The 24725-nt window shown below is 34.5% G+C and carries 26 protein-coding genes; 20 read left to right on the top strand and 6 right to left on the bottom strand.

Annotated elements, in window-relative coordinates; all coding sequences use genetic code 11:
- Positions 1–14: 14 nt before the first annotated feature.
- The 5 genes from F7O84_RS11225 to rpiB are packed head-to-tail and all read left to right on the top strand — an operon-like array spanning position 15 to position 3346.
- A complete protein-coding gene (locus F7O84_RS11225; RefSeq protein WP_151145025.1) occupies positions 15–812 on the top strand; it encodes a transketolase in 798 nt (265 codons plus the stop codon).
- 3 nt (positions 813–815) lie between these two features.
- Complete coding sequence (locus F7O84_RS11220; protein WP_151145023.1) at positions 816–1754, top strand: transketolase family protein; 939 nt, start codon at positions 816–818, stop codon at positions 1752–1754.
- Positions 1755–1806: 52 nt separating this feature from the next.
- On the top strand, positions 1807–2202 hold the full coding sequence (locus F7O84_RS11215; protein WP_151145021.1) for a cupin domain-containing protein: 396 nt from the start codon (positions 1807–1809) through the stop codon (positions 2200–2202).
- Between the two features lie 27 nt (positions 2203–2229).
- Entirely contained in the window at positions 2230–2889 is a 660-nt protein-coding gene (fsa, locus tag F7O84_RS11210; RefSeq protein ID WP_151145018.1) for a fructose-6-phosphate aldolase, read from the top strand.
- Positions 2890–2920: 31 nt separating this feature from the next.
- Positions 2921–3346: a ribose 5-phosphate isomerase B gene (rpiB, locus tag F7O84_RS11205; RefSeq protein WP_151145015.1), complete on the top strand. Its 426-nt coding sequence runs from the start codon at positions 2921–2923 to the stop codon at positions 3344–3346.
- Positions 3347–3811: 465 nt separating this feature from the next.
- Here rpiB and F7O84_RS11200 read toward each other — a convergent pair whose 3' ends face one another.
- Together F7O84_RS11200 and F7O84_RS11195 are read right to left on the bottom strand one after the other, a co-directional pair.
- Complete coding sequence (locus F7O84_RS11200; RefSeq protein WP_151145012.1) at positions 3812–4273, bottom strand: chemotaxis protein CheX; 462 nt, start codon at positions 4271–4273, stop codon at positions 3812–3814.
- Positions 4264–5127: a response regulator gene (locus F7O84_RS11195; protein ID WP_151145009.1), complete on the bottom strand. Its 864-nt coding sequence runs from the start codon at positions 5125–5127 to the stop codon at positions 4264–4266. Before F7O84_RS11195 ends, F7O84_RS11200 begins: the two co-directional genes overlap by 10 nt.
- Positions 5128–5378: 251 nt before the next feature.
- Between F7O84_RS11195 and F7O84_RS11190 the strand changes: the two genes are divergently transcribed.
- The 6 genes from F7O84_RS11190 (at position 5379) to F7O84_RS11165 (ending at position 11617) form a co-directional block, all read left to right on the top strand.
- Positions 5379–6251, top strand: a complete 873-nt coding sequence (locus tag F7O84_RS11190; RefSeq protein ID WP_151145006.1) for a GNAT family N-acetyltransferase — start codon at positions 5379–5381, stop codon at positions 6249–6251.
- Positions 6252–6452: 201 nt separating this feature from the next.
- Positions 6453–8198 carry an ABC transporter ATP-binding protein gene (locus tag F7O84_RS11185; RefSeq protein ID WP_151145003.1) on the top strand — a complete coding sequence of 582 codons (1746 nt, stop codon included), beginning with the start codon at positions 6453–6455 and terminating at the stop codon, positions 8196–8198.
- A 9-nt stretch (positions 8199–8207) separates the two neighbouring features.
- Positions 8208–8603: a D-ribose pyranase gene (gene rbsD / locus F7O84_RS11180; RefSeq protein WP_151145000.1), complete on the top strand. Its 396-nt coding sequence runs from the start codon at positions 8208–8210 to the stop codon at positions 8601–8603.
- 46 nt (positions 8604–8649) lie between these two features.
- The gene (locus F7O84_RS11175; protein WP_151144997.1) at positions 8650–9546 is read left to right on the top strand and encodes a DUF2156 domain-containing protein; all 897 of its coding nucleotides are present in this window, start codon (positions 8650–8652) and stop codon (positions 9544–9546) included.
- A 114-nt stretch (positions 9547–9660) separates the two neighbouring features.
- Positions 9661–10725: a histidinol-phosphate transaminase gene (hisC, locus tag F7O84_RS11170; protein WP_151144994.1), complete on the top strand. Its 1065-nt coding sequence runs from the start codon at positions 9661–9663 to the stop codon at positions 10723–10725.
- Position 10726: 1 nt separating this feature from the next.
- Positions 10727–11617 (top strand): DUF368 domain-containing protein, encoded by an 891-nt coding sequence (locus F7O84_RS11165; protein ID WP_151144991.1) that lies wholly within the window; start codon positions 10727–10729, stop codon positions 11615–11617.
- A 39-nt stretch (positions 11618–11656) separates the two neighbouring features.
- Here the strand turns inward: F7O84_RS11165 and F7O84_RS11160 are convergent, their stop codons facing one another.
- The gene (locus F7O84_RS11160; protein WP_151144988.1) at positions 11657–12664 is read right to left on the bottom strand and encodes a DUF6709 family protein; all 1008 of its coding nucleotides are present in this window, start codon (positions 12662–12664) and stop codon (positions 11657–11659) included.
- A 359-nt stretch (positions 12665–13023) separates the two neighbouring features.
- Between F7O84_RS11160 and F7O84_RS11155 the strand changes: the two genes are divergently transcribed.
- From F7O84_RS11155 to F7O84_RS11145, 3 genes are read left to right on the top strand one after another with little or no spacing between them, the layout of a single operon-like run.
- Positions 13024–13776: a class I SAM-dependent DNA methyltransferase gene (locus F7O84_RS11155; RefSeq protein ID WP_151144985.1), complete on the top strand. Its 753-nt coding sequence runs from the start codon at positions 13024–13026 to the stop codon at positions 13774–13776.
- A 2-nt stretch (positions 13777–13778) separates the two neighbouring features.
- A complete protein-coding gene (gene hslO, locus F7O84_RS11150; RefSeq protein ID WP_151144982.1) occupies positions 13779–14663 on the top strand; it encodes an Hsp33 family molecular chaperone HslO in 885 nt (294 codons plus the stop codon).
- Positions 14664–14683: 20 nt separating this feature from the next.
- Entirely contained in the window at positions 14684–16594 is a 1911-nt protein-coding gene (locus F7O84_RS11145; protein WP_151144979.1) for an NAD(+) synthase, read from the top strand.
- 34 nt (positions 16595–16628) lie between these two features.
- Here F7O84_RS11145 and F7O84_RS11140 read toward each other — a convergent pair whose 3' ends face one another.
- Together F7O84_RS11140 and F7O84_RS11135 are read right to left on the bottom strand one after the other, a co-directional pair.
- Entirely contained in the window at positions 16629–17069 is a 441-nt protein-coding gene (locus F7O84_RS11140) for a hypothetical protein (RefSeq protein ID WP_151144976.1), read from the bottom strand.
- A 505-nt stretch (positions 17070–17574) separates the two neighbouring features.
- The gene (locus F7O84_RS11135) at positions 17575–18867 is read right to left on the bottom strand and encodes an IS30 family transposase (RefSeq protein WP_151144973.1); all 1293 of its coding nucleotides are present in this window, start codon (positions 18865–18867) and stop codon (positions 17575–17577) included.
- 340 nt (positions 18868–19207) lie between these two features.
- On the opposite strand from F7O84_RS11135, the gene glnA reads away from it, so the two are divergent.
- Both glnA and F7O84_RS11125 read left to right on the top strand, forming a co-directional pair.
- Positions 19208–20539: a type I glutamate--ammonia ligase gene (glnA, locus tag F7O84_RS11130; RefSeq protein WP_151144971.1), complete on the top strand. Its 1332-nt coding sequence runs from the start codon at positions 19208–19210 to the stop codon at positions 20537–20539.
- Between the two features lie 41 nt (positions 20540–20580).
- Entirely contained in the window at positions 20581–21129 is a 549-nt protein-coding gene (locus F7O84_RS11125; protein ID WP_151144968.1) for an ANTAR domain-containing response regulator, read from the top strand.
- Positions 21130–21480: 351 nt separating this feature from the next.
- Here F7O84_RS11125 and F7O84_RS11120 read toward each other — a convergent pair whose 3' ends face one another.
- On the bottom strand, positions 21481–21882 hold the full coding sequence (locus tag F7O84_RS11120; RefSeq protein ID WP_151144965.1) for a helix-turn-helix domain-containing protein: 402 nt from the start codon (positions 21880–21882) through the stop codon (positions 21481–21483).
- A gap of 623 nt (positions 21883–22505) precedes the next feature.
- Between F7O84_RS11120 and F7O84_RS11115 the strand changes: the two genes are divergently transcribed.
- From F7O84_RS11115 to F7O84_RS11100, 4 genes are all read left to right on the top strand, one after another.
- On the top strand, positions 22506–22853 hold the full coding sequence (locus F7O84_RS11115) for a S8 family serine peptidase (protein WP_151144962.1): 348 nt from the start codon (positions 22506–22508) through the stop codon (positions 22851–22853).
- Positions 22789–23412: a hypothetical protein gene (locus F7O84_RS11110; RefSeq protein ID WP_151144959.1), complete on the top strand. Its 624-nt coding sequence runs from the start codon at positions 22789–22791 to the stop codon at positions 23410–23412. The genes F7O84_RS11115 and F7O84_RS11110 overlap by 65 nt, the downstream gene beginning before the upstream one ends.
- Before the next feature lie 169 nt (positions 23413–23581).
- On the top strand, positions 23582–24439 hold the full coding sequence (gene dapF, locus F7O84_RS11105; protein WP_151144956.1) for a diaminopimelate epimerase: 858 nt from the start codon (positions 23582–23584) through the stop codon (positions 24437–24439).
- Between the two features lie 9 nt (positions 24440–24448).
- Positions 24449–24688, top strand: coding sequence for an RDAC family protein (locus F7O84_RS11100; RefSeq protein ID WP_151144953.1), 240 nt, complete (start codon positions 24449–24451; stop codon positions 24686–24688).
- The last annotated feature ends 37 nt before the right edge of the window (positions 24689–24725 follow it).

Below are 24725 nucleotides of genomic sequence, written 5' to 3'. Positions count from 1 at the left end.
AGGAGGAGAAGGTAATGAATTACGAAGCAAAAGCAAAAGAACTTAGAGCAGAAATTTTAAAAATGTTATATGAATGTCAGTCAGGACATCCAGGGGGATCTTTGTCTTGTGTAGAAATGCTAATGGCTTTATATTATGGAACTATGAAAATTGATCCTAAGAATCCGAAAATGGAAGATAGAGACCGATTCGTTTTAAGTAAAGGACATGCTTGCCCTACCTTATATGCGATACTTGCAGATTTAGGATATTTTCCAAAAGAGGATTTAAAAAGACTAAGACAGATTGATAGTCATTTACAAGGACATCCAGATTGCACTAAGACACCAGGAGTTGATATCAATACGGGTTCCTTAGGACAAGGCATTTCTATTGCAATTGGACTTGCACTTGCTGCTAAGAAAGCAGAAGCGGATTATAACATTTATACCGTAATTGGTGATGGGGAATGTCAGGAAGGTCTTGTGTGGGAAGCGGCAATGTCAGCGGCTCACTATAAGTTAGACAACCTGGTTGTCATGCTTGATTATAATGGATTACAAATTGATGGAAGCAATGAAGATGTCATGAGTCTTGGCGATATAACGAATAAGTTTAAAGCATTTGGTTTTGAATGCTTTGAAGTAGATGGTCATGACATTGATAAAATAAAAACGGTATTAGATACAAAAGTATATAACAAACCTAAATTCATTTGCTGTAATACCGTAAAAGGTAAGGGGATTTCATTTATGGAAAATCAATCTGGATGGCATGGAAGACCTATGACAGAAGAAGAATTCAAGCTTGCAATGAAAGAGTTGGAGGATTAGACGATGGGAAAATCATTAAGAGTTGCTTATGGAGAAGCCTTGGTTAAATTAGGCGAAGAAAATAGTAAAGTGGTTGCATTGGATGCCGACTTGGCACATGCTACCATGTCATGTATGTTTGCTGAAAAATATCCAGAACGTTTTTATAATCTTGGAATCGCAGAGGCAAATATGGTGTGCACAGCAGCTGGTTTTGCAAATACTGGTTATATTCCATTTGTTAGTACTTTTGCTTTATTTGGTGCAGGAAGAGCATTCGAACAGATTCGTAATTCCATTTGTTATACCAATGCAAATGTAAAATTTGGATTCTCTCATTCCGGATTATCAGTAGGTGAAGATGGCGGAAGTCACCAGTCAATTGAGGATATTGCCCTTATGAGAGAACTTCCTAATATGACTATTTTTGTACCATGTGATCCAGCAGAAACAGAAAAAGCAGTTATGGCAGCTGCCCAGATCAAAGGACCTGTTTATATTCGTGTAGCAAGACCAGTATGCGAAGATATTACAACAAAGGATACTCCTTTTATTCCAGGAAAAGCAAACATAATGAAAGAAGGTAATGATATTTGTATCATTACAGCAGGACTTATGATTCCGGAAGCTTTGAAGGCAGCAAAGAGCTTAGAAGAACAAGGGTTTAGCTGTGCAGTAGTAAATATGCATACGATAAAACCAATTGATACAGAGACTATATTGAGTATGAATGCGAAGTGTAAAGGAATTATAACGGTAGAGGAGCATTCTATCATTGGAGGACTTGGTTCTGCTGTTGCTGAAGTACTTGCAGGAAATGCAGGGGCAAAATTTGAGCGAATTGGAATCAAAGATAAATTTGGTAAATCCGGAAAGCCACATGAATTATTTAAAGAGTATGGGTTGACAGCAGAAAATATTGAAGCAAAAGCAAAACAAATGTTAGGGCAATTAGTGAAATAAAAGGTGTGCAAATAGAAAAGAAGCGTGGGTATGCAGCAGAGGAGAAGAAAAAATGAAGATTGAGAAATATATTTTTGATGGCGAAGGAATGAACCGTGTTTTTGAAAATGAAAAGTGGACGGTGGGAATTAAAAACTGGAAACCAGCAAATGATGTGACTGGAATTGACTGCTTGGAACGACACAATCAAACGGATGAACTTTTTGTTTTATTAGAAGGAAGCTGTACATTAATATTTGCAAATGAAATAAATGGTGAGCATCAGTTTGAAGCTGTGAAAATGGAGAAAAATAAGGTTTATAACATTCCAGCTACCTTATGGCATAATACAATAACAAAAAAAGATACGAAAATGGTGTTAATTGAGGATTCAAATACTTCTATGGATAATAGTGACATTTTAACCTTGACAAAAGAGCAGATAATGAAAGTGCAAGCATTGGCGTAACCCTTTTAATGCTTTGGAGGAAAAAGAATGAAATTTTTTGTAGATACAGCAAAAATTGAGGATATTAAAAAAGCAAATGATATGGGTGTCATTTGTGGTGTTACAACCAATCCATCCTTGATTGCAAAAGAAGGAAGAGATTTCAACGAAGTAATCAAAGAGATTACAGCAATCGTAGATGGAGCAATTAGCGGAGAAGTAAAAGCAACAACTCTGGATGTAGAGGGAATGATTAAAGAAGGTAGGGAGATTGCAAACATTCATAATAATATGGTTGTTAAAATACCTATGACAACAGAAGGTTTAAAGGCTGTTAAAGTATTAAGCTCTGAAGGAATTAAAACAAATGTTACCTTAATATTTTCTGCAACGCAAGCACTTTTAGCAGCAAGAGCAGGAGCTGCTTATGTTTCTCCGTTTCTTGGAAGGCTAGATGATATCTCAATGCCAGGTATTGAACTCATTAAGAGTATTTCAGATATATTCAAACTACATTTTATTGAGACAGAGATTATTGCAGCAAGTGTTAGAAATCCAATCCATGTAATTGACTGTGCACTAGCAGGTGCTGATATTGCAACCGTTCCTTATCCTGTAATAGAACAAATGACAAAACATCCTTTAACTGATCAAGGAATTGCTAAGTTTCAAGCAGATTATAAGGCAGTGTTTGGTGATCAGTTTTAATTAAATTCTCACCAAATAGGAGGAGATAAAAATGATAGCAATTGCATGTGATCATGGTGGTTACGAATTAAAACAAGAAATCATATCGTATTTAAATGCAAAAGAGATAGGCTATGAGGATTATGGATGCTATAGTAAAGCCTCGGTTGATTATCCTTATTATGCCAAAGAAGTAGGACAAGCTATAACACAAGGAAAGTGTGAAAAGGGAATCTTAATTTGTGGTACTGGTATTGGTATTTCGATAGCCGCGAATAAAATACCTGATATTAGAGCTGCACTTTGTACCGATTGCTTTTCAGCAGAGGCGACTAGATTGCATAATAATGCAAATGTATTGGCTCTTGGAGGACGTGTAACTGGACCTGGGTTAGCAATTAAAATTGTTGAAACATTTTTAGGAACTGACTTTTCGGGAGAAGAAAGACATTTAAAAAGAATTCAAATGTTAGATTAATTTTAGCGCAGGGAAGAGATGACAAGTATCTTTTCTCTGTGTTTTTGTATTTATTAGTAGGATGTAGTTGAATAGAAGTTGCCCTTGAAGATGAAGAACGCAACGGAAGATGATTAAAAATAAATCTTAGGGAAATCTTAAGGAATTCTCATCATAAAGCTCACAAATAAAATCATTCTATATGGCATAATTTAAAAGCATGAAAGATGATGAAAAGGAACTAGAGCTATGAGTGAAAAAATTCTTGTGGTGGATGATGACAAGATACAGCGAAAACGAAACTCTCTCTCCCGGATTAAGGCCAGCAGTAGGCTCATCATAATCAGTACTTCTGGGTTGTAATCATGATTGCATCAGTAGTTGAAATACCATTGTTTCTTTTTTTAGCTACGAGTGTTTATTGCAGTCATCAGATTAATTAATAAAAAAACACAGCATGACAAATTTGTTATGCTGTGCGTTACCTTATTTTTCAAACGAAATATTAATATCTACTGGAATTCCATCTGCTAAAAGTTGAATGCAAAGTACTTTGTTTGAACTCATCTCAACTGAAACATTTTCGCCATGTAGCAATGTCGGGGTTGATATATCAATCGGAATGTCTAGCTGCGAAAAGAAGGTGGCAGCATTAGCTGTTAACATATTTGTTAATTCCGATAAGGCACTCTTTGCCATATCATCTAACTCATTTACAGGCATTCCCATCATCATCTGAGATGCTATTTTTTTAGCACTTTCCATATTTATAACGTACACTACATTTCCTTTAATAGAACCAACGATTCCAACCACTACAATAACACCTGAGCTAACGAGCTCTCGTTCTTTAGCGCTTAGGTTTCCTTTTGTAACACTACCAAAACCAAGTTGTGGCATTACCGAAGCAAATGATTCGATAAAGGGGTTAACGTATCTTATATCCATTTTTCTTCACTCCTTCTAAAACCAACATTAAGTAACATTTTTCCAAAGTTTGTTTCTGCAATAGCGGTTGTTGTTTTAAAGCTAGGAGCGGATATGTATAAGCTATCGCCATGCATGATAGAAGGTGGAGCCACACGAAGGCCTAAAGCTTTATTTTTTCTGTTTAGTATAGAGCAGGCATTTCCTGATACGATATTAGCAAACTCAGCAAGTGCCGCCAATGTTTCATCCAAATTTTTAGGTTCTCTTCGTAATAGAGCACTGGCAACTTGATTTCCTGTCTCCTTAGAAAAATCAAGTAGCATTCGACCAGAAAACTTACCGATGATTCCAATGATTACAGTCATACCTTCGGATTCGTATTCATTTTCAGCGTTATACTCCTCTTTATAAGTTAAAGAAGTTTTAGTCATGCGGTTAAGACCGTCCATCAAACCTTCTTTAAAAACAGCTGTATATTCATTCTCTAATAATTCGAAAAGTTCATCTGATGCCATAACACGGTTGATTGCAGTCATTAGTTCTTCTGCATCAACAGGTTTTTGGACATAAGCAGATACATTATTTTTCTTTGCTTCTTGTACAATTTCGTCATCCATCATAGAACTGACAACAATTACTTTAATTGTATCATCAATTTCATGTATTGCACGAGTACATTCAAGACCATCCGTTCCTGGAAGTGTCATATCCATCGTAACTAAGTTAGGTTTTGTACTCTTAACAACTTCTTTCACTTCTTCTAAAGTGCTAGCCTCTCCAACTACTTCGATTGCGTTTTCTTCTAATATACTTCTTAGATAGGCAATGGAAAACGGTGAGTCATCTACTATTACAATTTTAATTTTACTCATGGATACACCTGCTTTCTTTTGACTTTATAATACTAAAGATACCATATTATAGGATAAAAGTCATTATTTTGAATAATATTTTTAGGAAATTTGACATATTTTACAGAATTTTTATATTTGTGATAAAAATGGAAAAGTAATGCAGAGTAGGTATTACTGTTATATAATGAATGAAAGAACACAAGAATTACGGATAATCAACACATTAGAAACAAAATGGTTTGATTAATTAGGAAAGGAACTGTGGAAAAATGAAAGCAGAATATCAATTAATAAAAAATTATAAAGATGACGAAGCGCTAAGGAAAAGTCTAAGTGATTTGGCGAAAAAAACCTTTGGAATAGATATAGAAGCATGGTATCAGAGGGGGTATTGGCTTGATCAATACATTCCCTATTCCATTGTAACAGAAGGAAAAGTGATTGCAAATATTTCAGTCAATCCTATGGAGTTTATAGAGAAAGAAAACACAAGACATCTGATTCAGTTAGGAACTGTGATTACTGACAAAAAGTATCGAGGGCAAGGTCTTAGCAGATATTTGATGGAGGCTGTTTTAGAGGATTACAGGACTAAAACAGATGGGATTTATCTTTTTGCAAATGACAGTGTTCTTGATTTTTATCCCAAGTTTGGTTTTGAAAAAAGTAAAGAATATCAATATACGAAGGAAGTGAAAAACACTGGTACACAATCAGCCGTGTTAAAGCCAATGAAGCAAAAAGAGGATTGGGAAAGTCTTGAAAAAGTAATGAAAGCGCAATGCTATGTTGGTTCATTTGAGATGAATAATCCGGGACTTTTAATGTTTTATGCCACTTCTATTTTCAAAAATAAGGTATATTATATAGAAGAAAAAAATACATATGTTTTTGCAGACATAAATGAGACTACACTTATACTATATTCCATTATAGCCGATTGTTATGTAAGTGAAGATTGGGTAATTGAAGCGTTTGGAGATTGTATCAGCAATGTAATCTTTGGATACACTCCAATAGATGTTAAAGACTGCCAAAAAAGAGAGATAAAAGAAGAGGACACAACGCTTTTTGTAATGGGCCAAGGATTAGCTAGTTTTGATAAAGAAGATAAAATGTTTCCTGTTATTTCGCACGCTTAATTGGTTGATACGAACAAACATTTGCTATTTCCTATCAGTTCCATTATAATGAAAGAATGGCTTTGGTATCACCTTAGCCGACCCAAGTGTGATTAAATCCCTTTTCTTGCTTTAAAAACTATGTTATGATATTGAAGCGGGTTAAAAACATTTGTGTGATTAAATTTGAAACAATTTATAATAGCTTGAGAGGAGACAGAGATGGAACAGAAATGGAAAAAACTATTTGCTTACTATAAACCGTATCGTAAGTGGCTATTTGCTGACTTGTTTTTTGCGATTTTGGGAGCAGGAATTACTTTGATTATTCCTCTTGTTGTGCGCTATGTAACAACAAAGGTCGTATATATGGAGGCGAGTGAATCCGTCCAGATTATTATAAAACTTGGTATCGCTATGATTGGCCTTGTATTGGTAGAAGCCTTTTGTAATTTTTTTATTGCGTATTATGGGCATGTAATGGGGGCTAAGATTGAGTTTAATATGAGAAATGAAATCTTTTCCCATTACCAAAAACTGTCTTTTGCCTTCTATGATAACCAAAAAGTAGGACAGTTAATGTCTCGTGTGACCAATGATTTATTCGAAATATCAGAATTATTGCATCATGGACCTGAAGACGTCATTATTTCAATTATCAAATTCGTTGGTTCTTTTTTGATACTGATTAGTATAAACGAAAAATTGACTTTGATTGCCTTTGCATTCTTACCAATCATGATTGTATATGCTTTTTATTTTAATCGAAAGATGAAGCGTGCGTTTAAGGAAAATAGAGCAAAGATTGCAGACATTAACAGTCAGATAGAGGATAATTTGGCTGGCATTCGTGTAGTTAAGTCTTTTGCAAACGAAGAGATTGAATTAGAAAAGTTTCATCAAGGAAATGCAAGATTTGTAAGTTCTAAAAAGAGAAGCTATTTTTACATGGGTGGATATCATGCTGGACTTGGTGCGCTTACTACTATGATAACCATTGGAGTTGTTACTATTGGTGCGTTGCTTATTACCAATCATACATTACGCATTACGGACTTAATTACGTTCTTGTTATATATCAATAATTTTACAGAACCTGTTAGAAAACTGATTAATTTTACAGAGCAATTTCAAAATGGGTGGAGTGGGTATGAAAGATTCCTTGAGATAATGGATATTCAACCAGATATAAAAGACGAAAAGAACGCGATTGAATTAAAGAATGTAAAAGGAAATATTCAATTTGACCAGGTTGCCTTTCGTTATGAAGAAAGCAATGAGGATGTCTTAAGTAATATTAATCTTACAGTAAAAGAAGGCGAGTACATAGCGCTTGTAGGATCTTCAGGTGCAGGAAAGACGACACTTTGTAGTCTGGTACCTAGATTTTATGATGTAACACAAGGAAAAATCTTGATAGATGGCGTTGATGTTAGAAAGATTAAAATAAAGAATTTGAGAGATAATATAGGTATCGTTCAACAGGATGTTTACTTATTTGCAGGAACCATTATGGATAATATTCGTTATGGTAAACCAGAGGCAACGGATTATGAAATTATACAAGCGGCTAAAAATGCGAATGCACATGATTTTATTATGTCATTTCCAAATGGGTATGATACAGACATAGGTCAAAGAGGAATTAAACTCTCAGGTGGTCAAAAACAACGCCTATCCATTGCCAGAGTATTCTTAAAAAATCCGCCGATTTTAATTTTTGATGAGGCTACTTCAGCACTTGATAATGAAAGTGAAAGAGTGGTACAAGAGTCACTTGAGAAATTAGCGAAAAACAGAACGACTTTTGTCATTGCCCATCGTTTATCTACGATACGTAATGCTGAAAAAATCATTGTATTAACAGACAATGGAATTGAAGAGCAAGGGACACATGAAGAATTATTAGAAATGGGCGGTATCTACGAAGGACTTTATAATATGCAATTTAAAAATAAAGAAGATTAAGGAGAACATATGAAGAAAACAGGCATTATTCATGGAGAGCTTGCGAAACAAATCGCACAGATAGGGCATCAAGATCTTTTTTTAGTCTGTAATGCTGGACTTGCAATTCCTAGTACGATACCAGTCATTGATTTGGCAATCACAGCAGGAACTCCTGATGTAAAAACGGTATTGAAAGCCATGTTAAAAGAAATGGTGGTAGAATATTATTTTATCCCCGAAGAATTCAAAGAGGGTAATAAAGATTATTATGCATCCATTAAGGCATTGATGCCAGAAGCAAAGGAAGAAGTAAATCCGTTTATTGGTTTTAAGAGTTTTACGAGAAATGTTAAATTTGCAGTTCGAACAGGTGATATGAGTCCTTATGCAAATTACATTTTACGAGCTGGAAATATACTATAGCTAGATTGATTCTAGAAGAAAGAATAGATACGAAAGTATAGAGGTAATTATGAAGTTAGAATTTAGACAAGTCAAATTAGAGGATAAAGAACTCATTGACTCTTATATAAAAAAACAAAATTCAAAGAGTTGCTCCATTAGTTTTGCAAATATATATTTGTGGGAGCCACATTATAAGGTAACATTTACAATAGTAGAAAACATGCTTGTTTTTCGCTCTAATGGTGAAAAACCATACTTTTCCTTTCCAATTGGCGGAGGGGATGTAAAAAAAGCAATAGATTTCATGATGGAGTATTGTAAAGAAATGAATCTAGAGTTTAAAATGTATGGAGTAACCCAGGAGCAGTTTCATGTTATAGAAGAACTGTATCCAGGTGAATTTCAAGTAGAATATAATAGAGATGAAGCAAATTATGTGTATGAAACAGAAAAGCTTATTAATTTATCTGGTAAAAAATATCATGGGAAAAAGAATCATATTAATAAATTCAAAAGGCTGTATCCAGATTGGCAATACGAAGATATCACAGATGAGAATTTGGAAGAATGCATTGAAATGGCATATGGTTGGAGAAAAGAAAACGATTGTGATACAAATGAATTAAAAAGAGTAGAATTTTGTGTTAGTCTAAATGCATTGAAAAAGTTAAAGGAACTTGAGTTGATTGGTGGATTAATACGTGCAGAAGGCAAAGTAGTTGCAATCACAGTAGGCGAACCACTGACTAACGATACCTTTGTTATTCATATTGAAAAGGCATATGCCGGCGTTGAGGGTGCATATCCAATGATAAATCGAGAGTTTCTAGCACATCATGCTACTGATTATATGTATGTAAACCGTGAAGAAGATACGGGGGCAGAAGGTCTTCGAAAGGCTAAGTTATCTTATAAGCCTGTATTTATGGTTGAGTCTGGATATGTTACAAAGATCAAATAGTAACATCATTACCGAATTATATTAGAGCATTGCTTTTAATGTATATATTTGGTAAGATAGATTTTGTTTATAAATTTTTGTAGTTCTTATGAATATTTGATAGAGGTGAATAGTATGGCTTGGAAGGATCACGTTAGAAATGTAGTACCTTATACACCAGGAGAGCAACCCGAAAGCAAAAATATAATTAAGCTAAATACCAATGAGAATCCCTACCCACCTTCCAATGCAGTAAAACAAGCATTGCATGATTTGGATACGAACGATTTACGCTTGTATCCAAGTCCAAAGGCAACTGATTTAGTAAAAGCATTGGCTGATTATTATCATGTTGAAGAGGATAATGTTTTTGTAGGAGTTGGCTCTGATGATGTAATAGGAATGGCATTTTTGACGTTTTTTAATTCTTCTAAGCCTATTTTATTTCCAGATATTTCGTATTCGTTTTATAGCGTTTGGGCAGATCTGTATCAGATTCCTTATGAAAGGCCTGCTTTAGATGAGAATTTCAAGCTGAAAAAGGAAGACTATTATAAGGAGAATGGTGGAATTATTATTCCTAATCCCAATGCACCTACGGCTATTTATGAAGAGCTAGCAAACATCGAAGATATTATTTCTCATAATCGTGACGTTGTTGTTATGATTGACGAGGCATATATTGATTTTGGTGGAAAGTCAGCGCTTTCCCTTGTTTCAAAATATGACAACCTACTTGTAATTCAGACTTATTCCAAATCTCGTTCTATGGCAGGAATGAGAATAGGGTATGCAATTGGAAATAAAGAATTAATACAGTATTTAAACGCTGTAAAGAATTCGTATAATTCCTATACTATGAATGCACCTTCAATTATAGCAGGCGTAGCATCATTACAAGATAAGCCGTATTTTGAGTCCACGGTTGATAGAGTTATAAAAACAAGAGAACGCGTGAAAAAGCAAATGAAAGAAATTGGATTTTTATTTACCGATTCCCTAGCTAATTTCTTGTTTGCAAGTCACAAGATGATACCAGCAAGAGAGCTCTTTGAAGAATTACGTGAAAAGAATATTTATGTACGATATTTTGACAGTGCTCGTATTGATAATTACCTTCGTATTTCCATTGGAACAGATGAAGAGATGGATCAATTATTACACGAGCTAAAGAAAATAGTAAATAAGAGAGGAATATAAAATGGCGTTTTTTATTGATATTATAAAAGGGATATTTATGGGGGTAGCAAATGTGATACCAGGAGTTAGTGGTGGAACTATGGCAGTATCCCTTGGAATCTATGATAAATTTATATCATCCATTACAGGTTTTTTTAAGGATTGGAAAAAAAGTTGCAAAGTATTATTACCGATTGTTATCGGTATTGGGATTGGTGTAATTGGATTTACATACTTGATCGAATATTTACTAAGTCAGCATACATTTGTAACCTGTATGACGTTTGTAGGTCTTATACTGGGTGGGCTACCAATGCTTTATAATGATATGAGAAAGAAAATGGTTGAAAAGAATAAAAAGTTAGGGATTGGTAACCTAATAGCATTTCTTCTTATGTTTGCACTTGTTGTCGGTCTTCCACTTCTAGGAGTAGGGTCTGAGACATCAAATGTATTAGAAGGAACGCCTCTTAATATGATTATTTTATTTTTTGTAGGTTTAATTGCGGCAGCAACCATGGTAATACCTGGTGTGAGTGGTTCATTGGTGCTTATGATATTGGGATATTATTATGGAATTATCAATACCATTAAAAATTTCTTAGATTCACTTAAAGTGTTAGATATCAATTCACTGATAAGTGGTATATTGGTACTTGCGCCTTTTGGAATTGGCATTTTAATTGGAATTGGAATTATAGCGAAACTAATTGAGTATTTATTTAGCAAGCATAGCGTTATGACCTATAGTGCAATTTTTGGACTAGTTCTAGCATCACCGATTGCTATCTTTTATAACACTGGTTTATATAAACATTTAGGCGAAGTAACCTTTTTAAGATTGATAGTGGGTATTATCTTGTGCGTTGTGGGGGCAGGAGTAACTTATTATTTAGGGCAAAAAGAAGTATAACATTACTTTATAAATGTGTGGAAAAGGAAGGGTGGTTAGCTACCCTTCCTTTAAACGATTTACCCAGTATAATTTACGGTTTTTTATCATTTCTTTTGCTTGTTTTTCATTTTCCTTGGAATAACCAATTAGAATTGGTAGAGGACAATCATTCAAATAAGCTAAAACAGAATCCGCCTCAAACTTTTGCTTGTTCTTTATCTTTAGTTTTCCATATGTGGTATATATTACTAAATGATAGGAAATTCCGTTAAAACGACTGATGGTACTATGTTTAAAAATCCAAATAATTTGTTCTAGTGGAATGACATCAACTTTGTATGTATAAAGCTCTATTATATAATTTGGCGTAATCGTTGTTTTGTTGCAATGAAAGAATCGATTAGATGAATACTCAAATTCAGCTATATTTAGAGCCATACGCTTATTACCAGGAGCCATAAATTTACAAAAAGGTGAATAAAATGGAGCAATCATAAAAAATATACTTGAAATGACTGTAACAATACTATAACATCCAGTTAAAACAATAAAAGCAAGTAAAAAATAACCCTGCATATAAAATGCATCAGGCTCACTGATTAGATAGTCATAGCTTATTTTTGTAAGCGCTTCTTTTGTCCATAATAAGTCAGTCGCTAAATACTCCCTCAATTCATTCACACGCGAGGTATCCTTCAATTGCTTAGCCTTTAAAGTAATATTACTAAGTTCAGTATCCTGCGGCCTATCAGCCTTGTTACTTAACAAAAAAAACACACAGGTATCATCCAGAAAAGTATAGTAATACGAACCTATTCTTTTCGAATTTTTAACATCATCATATCCCGTGTAATATAAAGTAGGGACAGTAACTTCAATAAATTCCTGATTGGACTTATCCACGCTTAATAAAGCATTTACACTATGTAAACGAGTCGGAAATAAAATATCTTTAAAAGGATATTGATATAGTAGATATCCAATAAAAATAAGAAAAAGAAAAGCAGGTATTAATTTGGCAATATAAATTCGTCGAATGGTTTTCGTTATCATTTGTTTTTTCATACATTAATTCCTTTCACTAAATTAAGTATACAAGATTTTTTGACTTAAATCAAACAAACGATTATAATATGATTACAGTTTAGCCATGCACAGAAAAATAAAGGCAAACTGTGCAAGTTTACTTGCTAAAGTTTGCCTTTGTTTTTCTGTATATGGCGCACGCCACAGCGAGAAGAAGCGAAGCGAATTCGAGCTGGCATGGCTAAACAGTAATGGCGATAAAGTAAAACCATTACAAACTGTGCAAGTTTACTTGCAAAAGGTTGCCTTTATTTTTCTGTATATGGCGCACGCCACAGCGAGAAGAAGCGAATTCGAGCTGGGATAAACAGTAATGAAATGAAAAGAAAGAGGATTATATGGAAGCTTATACAAGTTTTGCAAGGGTATATGATACTTTTATGGATAATATACCTTATCAGGAATGGGCAGAATATATAAAAGGCTTGCTCCAAACATATGAAGTGGAAAGCGGGCTTGTGTTGGACCTTGGTTGTGGAACTGGAAATCTGACACAGATTTTAGCACATTCAGGATATGATATGATTGGAATTGATAATTCTGAGGATATGCTTGAAATTGCAATGGAAAAAAAATATGAAACTAATTTAGACATTTTGTATCTGTTACAAGATATGAGAGAGTTTGAACTATATGGAACTGTGAAAGCAGTAGTTAGTATTTGTGATTCATTGAACTATATATTAAGTGAAGAAGAGTTAGTTGACGTTTTTAAGCTAGTAAATAACTATTTAGATCCCAAAGGAATATTTATCTTTGATTTGAACACACAATATAAATATGAGCAAATATTAGGTGAACGAGTAATTGCAGAAAATAGAGAAGATTGCAGTTTTATTTGGGATAATTATTATGATAAAGAAGAAAGACTAAATGAATATGATTTGACACTCTTTATTAAGGAAGAGGAGGACTTGTTTCGAAAATATCAGGAAAGTCATTATCAAAAAGCATATGAATTAGATACAATTAAAGCACTGCTTTTGGAGGCTGGTATGGAATTTATTGTGGCATATGATGCATTTACCAGACAACCACCAAAAGAAGATAGTGAAAGAATATATGTAATTGCAAGAGAGAAAGGAAAATAAGAATGAGTGATTATATAGTAAGAGCAACCGCTGCAAATAACCAGATTAGAGCATTTGCAGTAACAAGTAAAGAAACCGTAGAAAAGGCAAGACAGGCACATAATACAAGCCCTGTTGCGACAGCAGCACTTGGACGCCTTTTAACCGCTGGAAGTATGATGGGTATCATGATGAAGGGCGAAAAAGATATTTTAACATTACAAATCAAAGCAGGCGGACCACTTGGAGGAGTTACGGTAACAGCGGATTCAAAAGGAAATGTAAAAGGATATGTGAAGAATCCAGAAGTGTTGATTCCAGCAAATGAAAAAGGAAAGCTGGATGTAGCAACTGCTGTTGGAGTAGGATTTTTAAATGTGATAAAGGATATGGGATTAAAAGAACCATACATCGGACAGACTGTATTGCAAACAAGTGAAATCGCTGAAGATTTGACTTATTATTTTGCAACATCAGAGCAAGTACCTTCTTCCGTAGGACTTGGTGTTTTAATGGAGCATAATAATACAGTAAGACAAGCAGGTGGATTTATTATACAGTTGATGCCATTTGCAGAGGAAGAAGTGATTCAAAAATTAGAAAATAGTCTTTCTAAAATCACGTCGGTAACACAGATGTTAGATGAAGGACTTACACCAGAGATGATTTTAGAGCGAATATTGGGTGACTTTTCGGACATACAGATTATGGAGACAACCAAAACGCAGTTTTACTGTAATTGTTCCAAGGAACGAGTATCAAAAGCAATTATTAGTATTGGCAAAAAAGATATTAAAGAGATGATTCAAGATGGAGAAGATATTGAAGTGAACTGTCACTTTTGCAATACCCAATATAATTTTAATGTTGAAGAATTAAAGGATATTTATAATAAGGCAGTTCGATAAACGCAATTAATGGAGGGCATATGAAGCAGGGATTTATAAAAGTTGCAGCTGCCACACCTGAGATACAGGTAGCAGATTGCGAATACAATCGATTGGCTATAGAGACCATGATAGTAGAAGCTTGTCAACAGCATATAAAAGTAATTGTTTTTCCTGAATTAGTATTAACTGGATATACCTGCAGTGATTTGTTTTTACAAGAAAGATTATTAAATAAAGCAAAGGAACAGCTACTTCTTTTAGCAGAGTTTTCAAAAGGAAAAGATATTTTAATTTTTGTGGGACTTCCGATGGAAATGAGAGGGAAACTCTATAATGTAACAGCCGCTCTTTGTAACGGAGAAGTACTTGGTTTGATACCAAAAACGTATATACCAGCTTACTCTGAATTCTATGAGGCAAGGCATTTTACAAGAGGAAATGAAAAGCCTGTTTTAATGACTCTAAACGGCAAAGAAGTGCCTTTTGGAACCAATCTTTTATTTACATGTAAGGAGATAGAAGGACTCGTAATTGCAGGTGAAATCTGTGAGGATGTATGGGTTCCTAATCCACCAAGCATAAGGCATGCTCTTGCAGGAGCCACTGTCATTATTAATTCCTCTGCGAGTGATGAAACAACAGGAAAAGATGCCTATAGAAGAAATTTAATTAATGGTCAATCGGCTCGCTTGTTGTGTGCTTATATTTATGCCAATGCAGGAGAGGGCGAGTCAACAACAGATTTAGTTTTTGGTGGCCATAACATCATTGCAGAAAACGGAATTACATTGGCTGAATCTGCCCGTTTCAAAAATGAGATGATTGTTGCCGATATTGATTTGAATCGACTTAGAAGTGAAAGAAGAAGAATGACTACCTTTGAATGTCTGGAAGAATCAGATTATGTAACCGTTGAATTTTCTTTAAAAATAGAAGAAACGAAGTTAAACAGAAGTTTCGATGCTTCTCCATTTGTACCGAAAAATAATTTGGATAAAGCAAGACGATGTGAAGAAATATTATCCATGCAAAGTCTCGGCTTAAAGAAGAGATTAAAACATACAGGCTGTAAGAATGTGGTACTTGGTATTTCGGGAGGGTTGGATTCAACCTTAGCGCTTCTTGTGACTGTGCGCGCTTTTGATAGTCTTGGAATTGATAGAAAAAATATAATAGCTGTTACGATGCCTTGCTTTGGAACGACAGATCGAACTTATAATAATGCAGTAGAGTTGATTCAGATACTAAAAGCTACCTTTATGGAAATAAACATAAAGGAGGCAGTTCAATTGCATTTTAAAGATATCGGACATGATATTAATGTTCATGATGTGACCTATGAAAATGGGCAAGCACGAGAACGTACGCAAATTCTTATGGATGTAGCAAATAAAGTAAATGGAATGGTAGTGGGAACAGGAGATATGTCCGAGTTAGCGTTAGGATGGGCAACCTACAACGGAGATCATATGTCCATGTATGGAGTAAATGCATCGGTGCCAAAGACCTTGGTTAGACATTTAGTTGCCTACTATGCAGAGACGTGTCATGAGACACAATTAGCAGATGTGTTGAAGGATATTTTAGATACCCCTGTAAGTCCTGAACTTTTACCACCAGAAAATGGTACAATTTCTCAAAAGACAGAGGATATTGTTGGACCATATGAACTTCATGATTTTTATTTATATTATTTAATGAGATTTGGATATGAACCTTCTAAGATTTATAGAGTTGCAAAAATAGCATTTGCAGGTATCTATGAAGAAGAAACCATTTTAAAGTGGCTAAAAATATTCTATCGTAGATTTTTTAGTCAACAATTTAAACGCTCTTGTCTTCCAGACGGGCCAAAGGTAGGGTCAGTTGCGCTATCTCCAAGAGGCGATTTAAGAATGCCAAGTGACGCATGCGTTAGAGTATGGATGGAGGATTTGGATTGTCTATAGAAAGACCTTATGAAGGTCTTCCTATAGGTATGGATTACTCAGAAGGGACTGCTTTGTCTAACGCTGTTTGGATTGCATCAAGTAGTACCATAGAGGTATATTTATTATCCTCCGAATATGTAACACCCTCAAGTGACTGATTGGTAGTGATTTGGTTTGTTAAATCCTCCAATGCAGGCTGCATTAATGGGTACATTGTAGTTACTGCTTCACTTAGATTCACTAATCGGATGGAGTTAATATGATCCTCGTCAACGACTACCTCAACATCAATGGTATTGTCGTTTATTACTAGTGAAGAAGAATACACACCAGCAACATAATTCATGGTAGGAGCTGCTCGATTATCTTTAGAATTTTTTGGGATAAACATAAAAATCAATAGTAACACGAGAAGAATCCCAAGCACGACGAATAGACCAGTATAAATTAACTCTTTTAGCTGTATTACTACGATTTTTGTTTTGGAACTCATGGAAAGCCCTCCTATTGTTTTGCTTTATACAATGTATTAATTAGGAAATAAATTTATGCATAAATAATATGGTACGGTAGAAGAATAAGTTATAAAAAATAGTATTAATTTTAAATATAAAGAATAAATTGTTATAGTTAAGACATGCACAGTAAGATAAAAGTTATGTAAAGAAGGATAATTAGAGGTTGACGCTGAATTGGAATCCAAGGTTCCAGTTTGCAAAATTTACTTCTGGTTCAGCGTATCTCTTGCAAGACTAAATTCCTGTAAACTAAGTTATTCCTAAAATGCTGGAAGTAAGTATTGCAAAAAGTAATATAACTGGAACTTACAATGCCAAATAGATTGTTTTATCGTTCAAAAGCTGTTATGCTTTTTTCGAGATAATTATCTCTGGAAAAAGAGCATACGTTAACCAGAGGTCGAATTTAGCTTCCTTTTTTGCAAGATTAAATTCCACCCCTCCTCGGCTCAATATTTGTTCCGAATGGCGTTTGTTATTTTACTTTTTCAGCAACAGAGGTGTGAGGTTGATCTCGTTAGCGGGAATAAGCTTTAAGTTAAGCTTTTCTAAGGGTTCCTCGCTATTTAGGAAGCTGAACAGCTGGTGTGCGGACTGGTTGTTCAGCTTTTTTCTACTGTATGAATTGATATGACTCATCATTAGAGTAATATCATCCTGAGCCAGCCCATCAAATGATGTACCTTTTGGTAGAATGCGTCGTATAAACTCATGTGTTACCTCGCATCCACCTTTCTGATCAGACCGTTGAGGGTCACAGTAGAATATGTGTGTTCTGCGTTCGTTATTCTCATTAAACTCTATAGCAAGAGGATTGGTAAATTCACTCCCTCTGTCTGTGAGTATGACCTGGAATAAACGTGTAAATGTATCATGCCCTAGAAACTCATATAGCTGATCAAATATTTTGGCTACTGATCTGGCTGTATTAGTATCTCTGATAAATGCAAGCATAAGACTGCAGTTTCTAAAGTAGATGGTAAGTAGTACCTTCCCACCCTTACGGCCTTCTACCGAATCCATTTCTACGACTGGAATATCAGGATTAGCTGCGATATAAGCTTCGAAGTCTTCGTAAGTGCGTCCCATATGGCATTGTTTATCAACTCTTACTGGCTTCTTGTGCGAGCGAGTGCGATAGCGCACTTTTCTAGGAAGGTCAATGTTATCAACGGATAAAAGACCAGCATCAATGTAGTTATAAATGGTTTTTTCATCCAGCATGATATCATCAGCATTGGTAACACAAATCATGTGTATCGACTGCCCTTGCTTCACAAGTGGAGAGATGATGGTATCAATACGTTTTAGTTCTCCTGGGGCAATTGCTATCCCTTGACGGCTCTCAGAACGAGTTACTTCATATTCCTTCTGTGCATTCTTGGCATCATAAAGATGTCTCTCTAGCTTACAGCGTAAGCGGGTATCACAGCCGTTACAGACATAGGGTGGTTTATTTAGTTTCTGACATATAAGTTCAATAAAGTCAGGACAATGCTCATAACAGTTTCGATATGAGCATCCCTTGCAAGAACCATGATATGGGTGTTTGCATGGTTTACATGCTTTTCCCATATGAGAACAGCTAGTGCGATTAGCACAGGGATTATAGCTCCCTTTTCGTATTGTTTGACTATGGTTCTTAACTTCTTTTGATATGGTAGATGGATCTTTTCCCAGCTCTCTTCCAATCTCAGTAAATGAAGCTCCTTCTCTAAGGAAGCCTTCAATAGTGGCTCTTTCATCAAGAGTTAGATGTGCGTTCTTTGCCATTGTAATATCTCCTTGGTATCGCGCCATCCGGACTCTGGTGCTGAACTACTAATATAACATACTAGAAGGTTTGCAAGAGTAACTTCTGGTAGTAACTTTGCAATACTAAGTTCCAGTTTTGGCTGAAAGGACTGGAAATTAACTTTTCAATTCAGCATTAGAGGTTGACAAAATGAAGGGCCACTGTTATTATCTTACTAAGAACAAGGGCGTTTTTCAGATGAAATGCGCTCTTTTTTGTTGTATCATTGGAAAATTCTTTGAACTTCCCTATAATACAGCAGCCTTTGACATTGTAAAGTGAAACCAGATAGAAATGATAAGAAGAGGAGAGAGAATGATGAGTAAATATACGAAACAAGACATAATCAGATTAGTGGAAGAGGAAGATGTTGAATTTATTCGCTTACAATTTACGGATATCTTTGGAATGCTGAAAAATGTTGCAATTACATCAAGTCAATTAGAGAAAGCATTGGACAATAAATGTATGTTTGATGGTTCTTCCATTGAGGGTTTTACCAGAATAGAAGAATCAGACATGTATTTACATCCAGATTATGATAGTTTTGAAATCTTTCCTTGGAGACCACAGCAAGGAAAGGTCGCACGTCTAATCTGTGATGTATATACGCCAGATGGGAAGCCTTTTGAAGGAGATCCTCGTTATGTTTTGCGGAAGGTAGTAAACGAGGCAGCAAAGATGGGATATACATTTAACGTTGGACCAGAATGTGAATTTTTCCTATATCATACAGATGACAATGGACTCCCAACAACATTGACACATGAAAAAGCAGGTTATTTTGATTTGGGACCAGTAGATCTTGGCGAGAATGCAAGACGAGATATGGTACTGACGTTAGAAGAAATGGGATTTGAAATTGAAGCTTCTCATCACGAGGTTGCACCAGCTCAGCATGAAATAGATTTTAAATATGATGAGGCATTAAGAACGGCTGATAATATTATGACATTTAAGCTTGCTGTAAAAACGATAGCAAAGCGTCATGGTCTATTTGCGACCTTTATGCCAAAACCAAAGTTTGGTATCAACGGTTCGGGAATGCATACCAATATGTCCTTATCAAAAGATGGAAAAAATGCATTTTACGATCCAAAGGATAAACTTGGGTTAAGTCAGGATGCCTATTACTTTATGGGTGGAATTATAAAGCATATCAAAGGAATGACAGCAATTACGAATCCATTGGTAAACTCTTATAAAAGATTGGTTCCAGGCTACGAAGCACCCGTATATATTGCATGGTCTGCAACAAATCGAAGCCCATTGATTCGTATTCCTGCTTCAAGAGAGGAAGGCACGCGTATCGAACTTAGATGTCCAGACCCTGCAACCAATCCTTACTTAACACTTGCAGTATGCTTAGCAGCAGGATTAGATGGTATCAAAAACAAAATCACCCCACCTGCAAGCGTTGACAAAAATATTTTTGCTATGACAAAAGAACAAAGAATGGCAGAAAACATTGATTCACTACCTGGAAGCTTGGAAGAAGCAATTTTGGCTATGGAAGAAGACTCCTTTATTTTGGATGTTTTGGGAAGTCATGTGAGTGAGATTTATCTAAAAACAAAGAAGATGGAATGGGATAGCTATCGCACTCAGGTAACAAATTGGGAGATTGAAGAATACTTGTATAAGATTTAACACAATTATACCATTTAAAAATAAATTGAGGAGGTGTAATTGTGGCGAGTATAATCGTTGTTTTTCCCAAAGTAGAAGATGCAAAAAACATAAGAAACCTGTTAGTTAGAAATGGATACTCGGTAGCGGCAGTATGTACATCAGGTGCGCAGGCATTAAATTATGCAGACAGCCTAACCTATGGAATCGTAGTATGTGGATATAAATATGCGGATATGATGTTTTCTGAATTACACGAATCCTTGCCTCCTAATTTTGAGATGCTTTTAATGGCATCCCAACACGTTCTAAGTACAGCAAATAGTACTGACATCGTTTGTCTATCCATGCCAATTAAAGCAAATGATTTAATTAATACAGTCGAAATGATGGTCACAACAATGGCCAGAAAACGAAAAAAATTAAAGTCAAAGCCAAAGGAACGAAACGACCAGGAACGCGAACTCATTAAACAGGCAAAAATATTACTTATGGAACGAAATAACATGACAGAAGAGGAAGCACATCGTTATATACAAAAATGTAGTATGGACAGTGCAACCAATATGGTTGAAACGGCTCAGATGGTATTGACTTTGTTAAAAGATTAAATAGTGAGTATAAAACATTGAAAAAAACTTAGCAATTAAAGTCCACATATGAAGTTTGTTTTCATCGAAATGAAGTCTGTCCTCAAGTTAATATAAAATAGCTACTAATGTTCCAAAAAGTTTTGGTATTAAAATAATTTTATGAGATCCAATGATGTTTATGTGTAATAGTTCAATCAGTTTTGAATCAAGAAGCAACTGAGCCAGTTTAAGTGGGTTACGACCATTTACTGGCTCTTTCTGTGCTGTTGTTTTGCCATAAATAAGATATTGTGACGTATAATATGTTAATAAATACCACAAATTATTATTTTACGGATATATTAGGAACAATCTTGCAGAGTGAAATGTTTATAGCCGTTGTATCACTGTGTTCGCTGAAACATTTGTATCATCAGCAACAGATTTTATGCTACGCATGTTTCTGAGTAGATCAATGATTTTAAAGGAAAGTCGAAGAGTACGTCTTTGATATGAAGCTAGAAAGGGATACTTTTCTAAAAATCTTTTACCACAACAACAAGCATATCGCCTTTTTCTTAGAACTAAATAAGTGTGCTTCATCTGGAACGGTAAGTCTTTTATGGTTTGATAGCAATAATCATGAATACGTCCTGTATTCTGACCACAGGCTAGGCATATCTGATTAGTAGGTTTTGTTTCGATAAATACTTTTACAAATGTATCAGCTTGTATTATTTTTTTATTAAGACATCTTCTAAATAGAAGATTCTTGGTACAATTAGAATGCATCTATATGAAACCTCCTTGGTAAAATGTATGTTTTGGACGATGGACATTTTTGAGGCTTCCTATAGATGTATTTTATAATAAAAAAAAGGAATAAAGTATGTGGAACTAATGATTATAAGAATTCTATATTTATCGTTTGTAAGAAATGAGAAGAGATTTGTATTCGTTATTACGTGAGGATTGTATCAACAGATATAAGCCTCCCTATATATGTTAACGCAAAAAATGTAAAACGGGAAGGTGGATACAAAAGGGTAAATTTGAAGGTCACTTACAAAATATGAAACTAGTTTATGAAGCAGAATTAACCAATTAACATATATATAAGTAATATGCTATTCACGCCTTTAAAATGACCATTCATGCTAAATTTCTTGAATTGTCTTTGATTTTCTTATAAATTATAGTCATTTAATAAATATATTTTATAATTCTAAGGATTAAATATGAAAAAAAATTTAATATGTTTGTTTTTTTTATTATTATATTGTAATAGCTTTATTGCGTGTAATGGAAAAGAAACAGTTGTTAAAAAAAATAATCAAGTAGTATCTAAACAAGTAATTTAGGAACAGGAAGTTACCAATAAAACTAAAACCAATATTGATGAAGGTGTAGAAATCTTGGATTTTGATATAGTAAAATCTATGATAGGTTTTTATAAGAGTGGTGATTTGAAAGTTGAAAATACTTTTTCCATAGCCATTCTAGATACTGGAATATACCCACATAAAGATTTGATATATCCACAGAATAGGATTATTTATAGTGTTGATTTGGTTAATAACCGTTTAGATACATATGATGATAATGGACATGGGACTGCAATGTTAGGTATTATAGGTGCTAATAATGAGAACGGAAATAACGGAATAGTATATATTCTTATTGGAAATGAGGAAGGATATGAAAAAAACAAGTATTGTAACTTTAGCATTTGTGGTAATTTCATTGCTTACTGCTTGCTATAATAATAATTTACCAGAAATAGAATATAATAGTGACGGTAGTTTCGATTATAATGGAAAAACTTATATATTTTTAGGATCTAGTACTAGCCTAGAAAAAGGAAAACAACTTGCCTATATGAAAGATGAATCAGGAATTATAACGCAAGTGAGGGAAATAAAGAATTATTCGACGGGGCAATGGCTATTAACTATAAGCAAAACATTAATGGGAGACTGGGCTTTATTTGGAGAAGAGAATATCGAATATATTCCGTATAAATTTACAAAAGGTAATATTAAGGAATACAAGCAAACATTCACTTTTAAGGATAAAGAATTTCAACTCTTCTCTACAGCACCTTCTAATTTAGAGGTTCAATCTAAAATAGGAGATGTAACAATCGCACAAGAAAAAAATTCAATATTTACTATAGAAGGTTATAACGAAGAACAATGGTTGATATTGACTAAAAACAAAAAGAAATATTACTTATATAAAGAATTAAATGTAGATGAGATACCAATAGAGTTCTATAAATATGCTTGGTTTGAAGAAAATGAGGGTATACAAGAAGAGTAAAAAATATAGAATCATTTAACAGAGCATTTTTTGCATAATTTTTTGTAAAAAATACTCTGTTTTTCTTTATTTTGTAGGTTATAATATAACATAGAGAAAAAATAAGTTGAGTATTTGTACCCCATAGAATAGCAAAAAAGAGATTAGAAAGAAAAGAGGTAAGCGTGTAATGAAATTTACAAAAATGCAGGGACTTGGTAATGATTATGTATATGTGAATTGTTTGATAGAGAAAATAGATAATCCAAGTGAAGTGGCAAAACTAGTAAGTGATAGACATTTTGGAATTGGATCAGATGGGTTAATACTAATTAAACCTTCCGATATAGCAGATTTTAAAATGGAAATGTATAATGCGGATGGTTCACAAGGAGAAATGTGTGGAAATGGAATCCGCTGTGTAGCGAAATATGTTTATGATTACAAACTTACTGACAAAACAAGTATTTCGGTGGAGACACTAGCAGGAATAAAGTATTTAGATTTGACAATTAAGGATGGCAAGGCAGTTCAAATAAAGGTAAATATGGGTAGTCCAATCTTAACGCCAGCAGATATTCCAGTGATTGCTACTGGAGAACAAGTCGTAAATGAGCCAATCGAGGTGGCTGGTAAAACTTATCATATGACATGTGTTTCCATGGGAAATCCTCATGCAGTTATTTACATGGAGGATGTAAAAGGGCTTGATTTGGAAAAAATAGGACCAGATTTTGAAAATCATGAAAGATTTCCAAAACGCATCAATACAGAGTTTGTAAAAATAATGGATCGAAAAACAATCGAAATGAGAGTATGGGAAAGAGGATCAGGAGAGACTCTTGCTTGCGGGACAGGCGCATGTGCCACGGCCGTTGCATCCATATTAAATGGGCTCACAGACAATGAAGTAACGATACGTCTTTTAGGTGGAGACTTATTGGTGGAATGGAATCAAGTGGAGAACATGGTGTACATGACAGGACCAGCAGAAATTGTATTTGAAGGTGAAATTTCTTTGATTCATGAAACAGGGAACAAAGAGTAAGGAGTTACTATGAAAATTGTGTCAATTAGTCAGATAATAGAAATAAATAATCAATTGAAAGAAAAAGGGTTACCGTATTCGATTCATTTAAAGGATGCTTGTGGTGGACAAAGTTTTTCGATCGAGGTAATAAACAACGAGACACAGGAAGATAAAAAGAAATTAGTTGAATTTCTTGATGTATATTTTACTTCTTATAGAATGAAAGTGGTATATGGTATTGATCAGTATCATTTTACAATTCAATAGTAAGATGTGAGATTCATTGGCACTATGATAGAAAAAG

It is taken from the genome of Candidatus Galacturonatibacter soehngenii (assembly GCF_008830185.1).
In the GTDB taxonomy this organism is placed as follows: Bacteria; Bacillota; Clostridia; order Lachnospirales; family Lachnospiraceae; genus Lachnotalea; species Lachnotalea soehngenii.
This window is presented reverse-complemented; position numbering and strand designations above follow the sequence as displayed.

What these genes read in the sequence shown, in the direction of transcription:
- F7O84_RS11225 (WP_151145025.1), top strand. Translation starts at nt 15, where the DNA reads ATGAATTACGAAGCAAAAGCAAAAGAACTTAGAGCAGAAATTTTAAAA.
- F7O84_RS11220 (WP_151145023.1), top strand. Translation starts at nt 816, where the DNA reads ATGGGAAAATCATTAAGAGTTGCTTATGGAGAAGCCTTGGTTAAATTA.
- F7O84_RS11215 (WP_151145021.1), top strand. Translation starts at nt 1,807, where the DNA reads ATGAAGATTGAGAAATATATTTTTGATGGCGAAGGAATGAACCGTGTT.
- fsa (WP_151145018.1), top strand. Translation starts at nt 2,230, where the DNA reads ATGAAATTTTTTGTAGATACAGCAAAAATTGAGGATATTAAAAAAGCA.
- rpiB (WP_151145015.1), top strand. Translation starts at nt 2,921, where the DNA reads ATGATAGCAATTGCATGTGATCATGGTGGTTACGAATTAAAACAAGAA.
- F7O84_RS11200 (WP_151145012.1), bottom strand. Translation starts at nt 4,273, where the DNA reads ATGGATATAAGATACGTTAACCCCTTTATCGAATCATTTGCTTCGGTA.
- F7O84_RS11195 (WP_151145009.1), bottom strand. Translation starts at nt 5,127, where the DNA reads ATGAGTAAAATTAAAATTGTAATAGTAGATGACTCACCGTTTTCCATT.
- F7O84_RS11190 (WP_151145006.1), top strand. Translation starts at nt 5,379, where the DNA reads ATGAAAGCAGAATATCAATTAATAAAAAATTATAAAGATGACGAAGCG.
- F7O84_RS11185 (WP_151145003.1), top strand. Translation starts at nt 6,453, where the DNA reads ATGGAACAGAAATGGAAAAAACTATTTGCTTACTATAAACCGTATCGT.
- rbsD (WP_151145000.1), top strand. Translation starts at nt 8,208, where the DNA reads ATGAAGAAAACAGGCATTATTCATGGAGAGCTTGCGAAACAAATCGCA.
- hisC (WP_151144994.1), top strand. Translation starts at nt 9,661, where the DNA reads ATGGCTTGGAAGGATCACGTTAGAAATGTAGTACCTTATACACCAGGA.
- F7O84_RS11165 (WP_151144991.1), top strand. Translation starts at nt 10,727, where the DNA reads ATGGCGTTTTTTATTGATATTATAAAAGGGATATTTATGGGGGTAGCA.
- F7O84_RS11160 (WP_151144988.1), bottom strand. Translation starts at nt 12,664, where the DNA reads ATGAAAAAACAAATGATAACGAAAACCATTCGACGAATTTATATTGCC.
- F7O84_RS11155 (WP_151144985.1), top strand. Translation starts at nt 13,024, where the DNA reads ATGGAAGCTTATACAAGTTTTGCAAGGGTATATGATACTTTTATGGAT.
- hslO (WP_151144982.1), top strand. Translation starts at nt 13,779, where the DNA reads ATGAGTGATTATATAGTAAGAGCAACCGCTGCAAATAACCAGATTAGA.
- F7O84_RS11145 (WP_151144979.1), top strand. Translation starts at nt 14,684, where the DNA reads ATGAAGCAGGGATTTATAAAAGTTGCAGCTGCCACACCTGAGATACAG.
- F7O84_RS11140 (WP_151144976.1), bottom strand. Translation starts at nt 17,069, where the DNA reads ATGAGTTCCAAAACAAAAATCGTAGTAATACAGCTAAAAGAGTTAATT.
- F7O84_RS11135 (WP_151144973.1), bottom strand. Translation starts at nt 18,867, where the DNA reads ATGGCAAAGAACGCACATCTAACTCTTGATGAAAGAGCCACTATTGAA.
- glnA (WP_151144971.1), top strand. Translation starts at nt 19,208, where the DNA reads ATGAGTAAATATACGAAACAAGACATAATCAGATTAGTGGAAGAGGAA.
- F7O84_RS11120 (WP_151144965.1), bottom strand. Translation starts at nt 21,882, where the DNA reads ATGCATTCTAATTGTACCAAGAATCTTCTATTTAGAAGATGTCTTAAT.
- F7O84_RS11110 (WP_151144959.1), top strand. Translation starts at nt 22,789, where the DNA reads ATGAAAAAAACAAGTATTGTAACTTTAGCATTTGTGGTAATTTCATTG.
- dapF (WP_151144956.1), top strand. Translation starts at nt 23,582, where the DNA reads ATGAAATTTACAAAAATGCAGGGACTTGGTAATGATTATGTATATGTG.
- F7O84_RS11100 (WP_151144953.1), top strand. Translation starts at nt 24,449, where the DNA reads ATGAAAATTGTGTCAATTAGTCAGATAATAGAAATAAATAATCAATTG.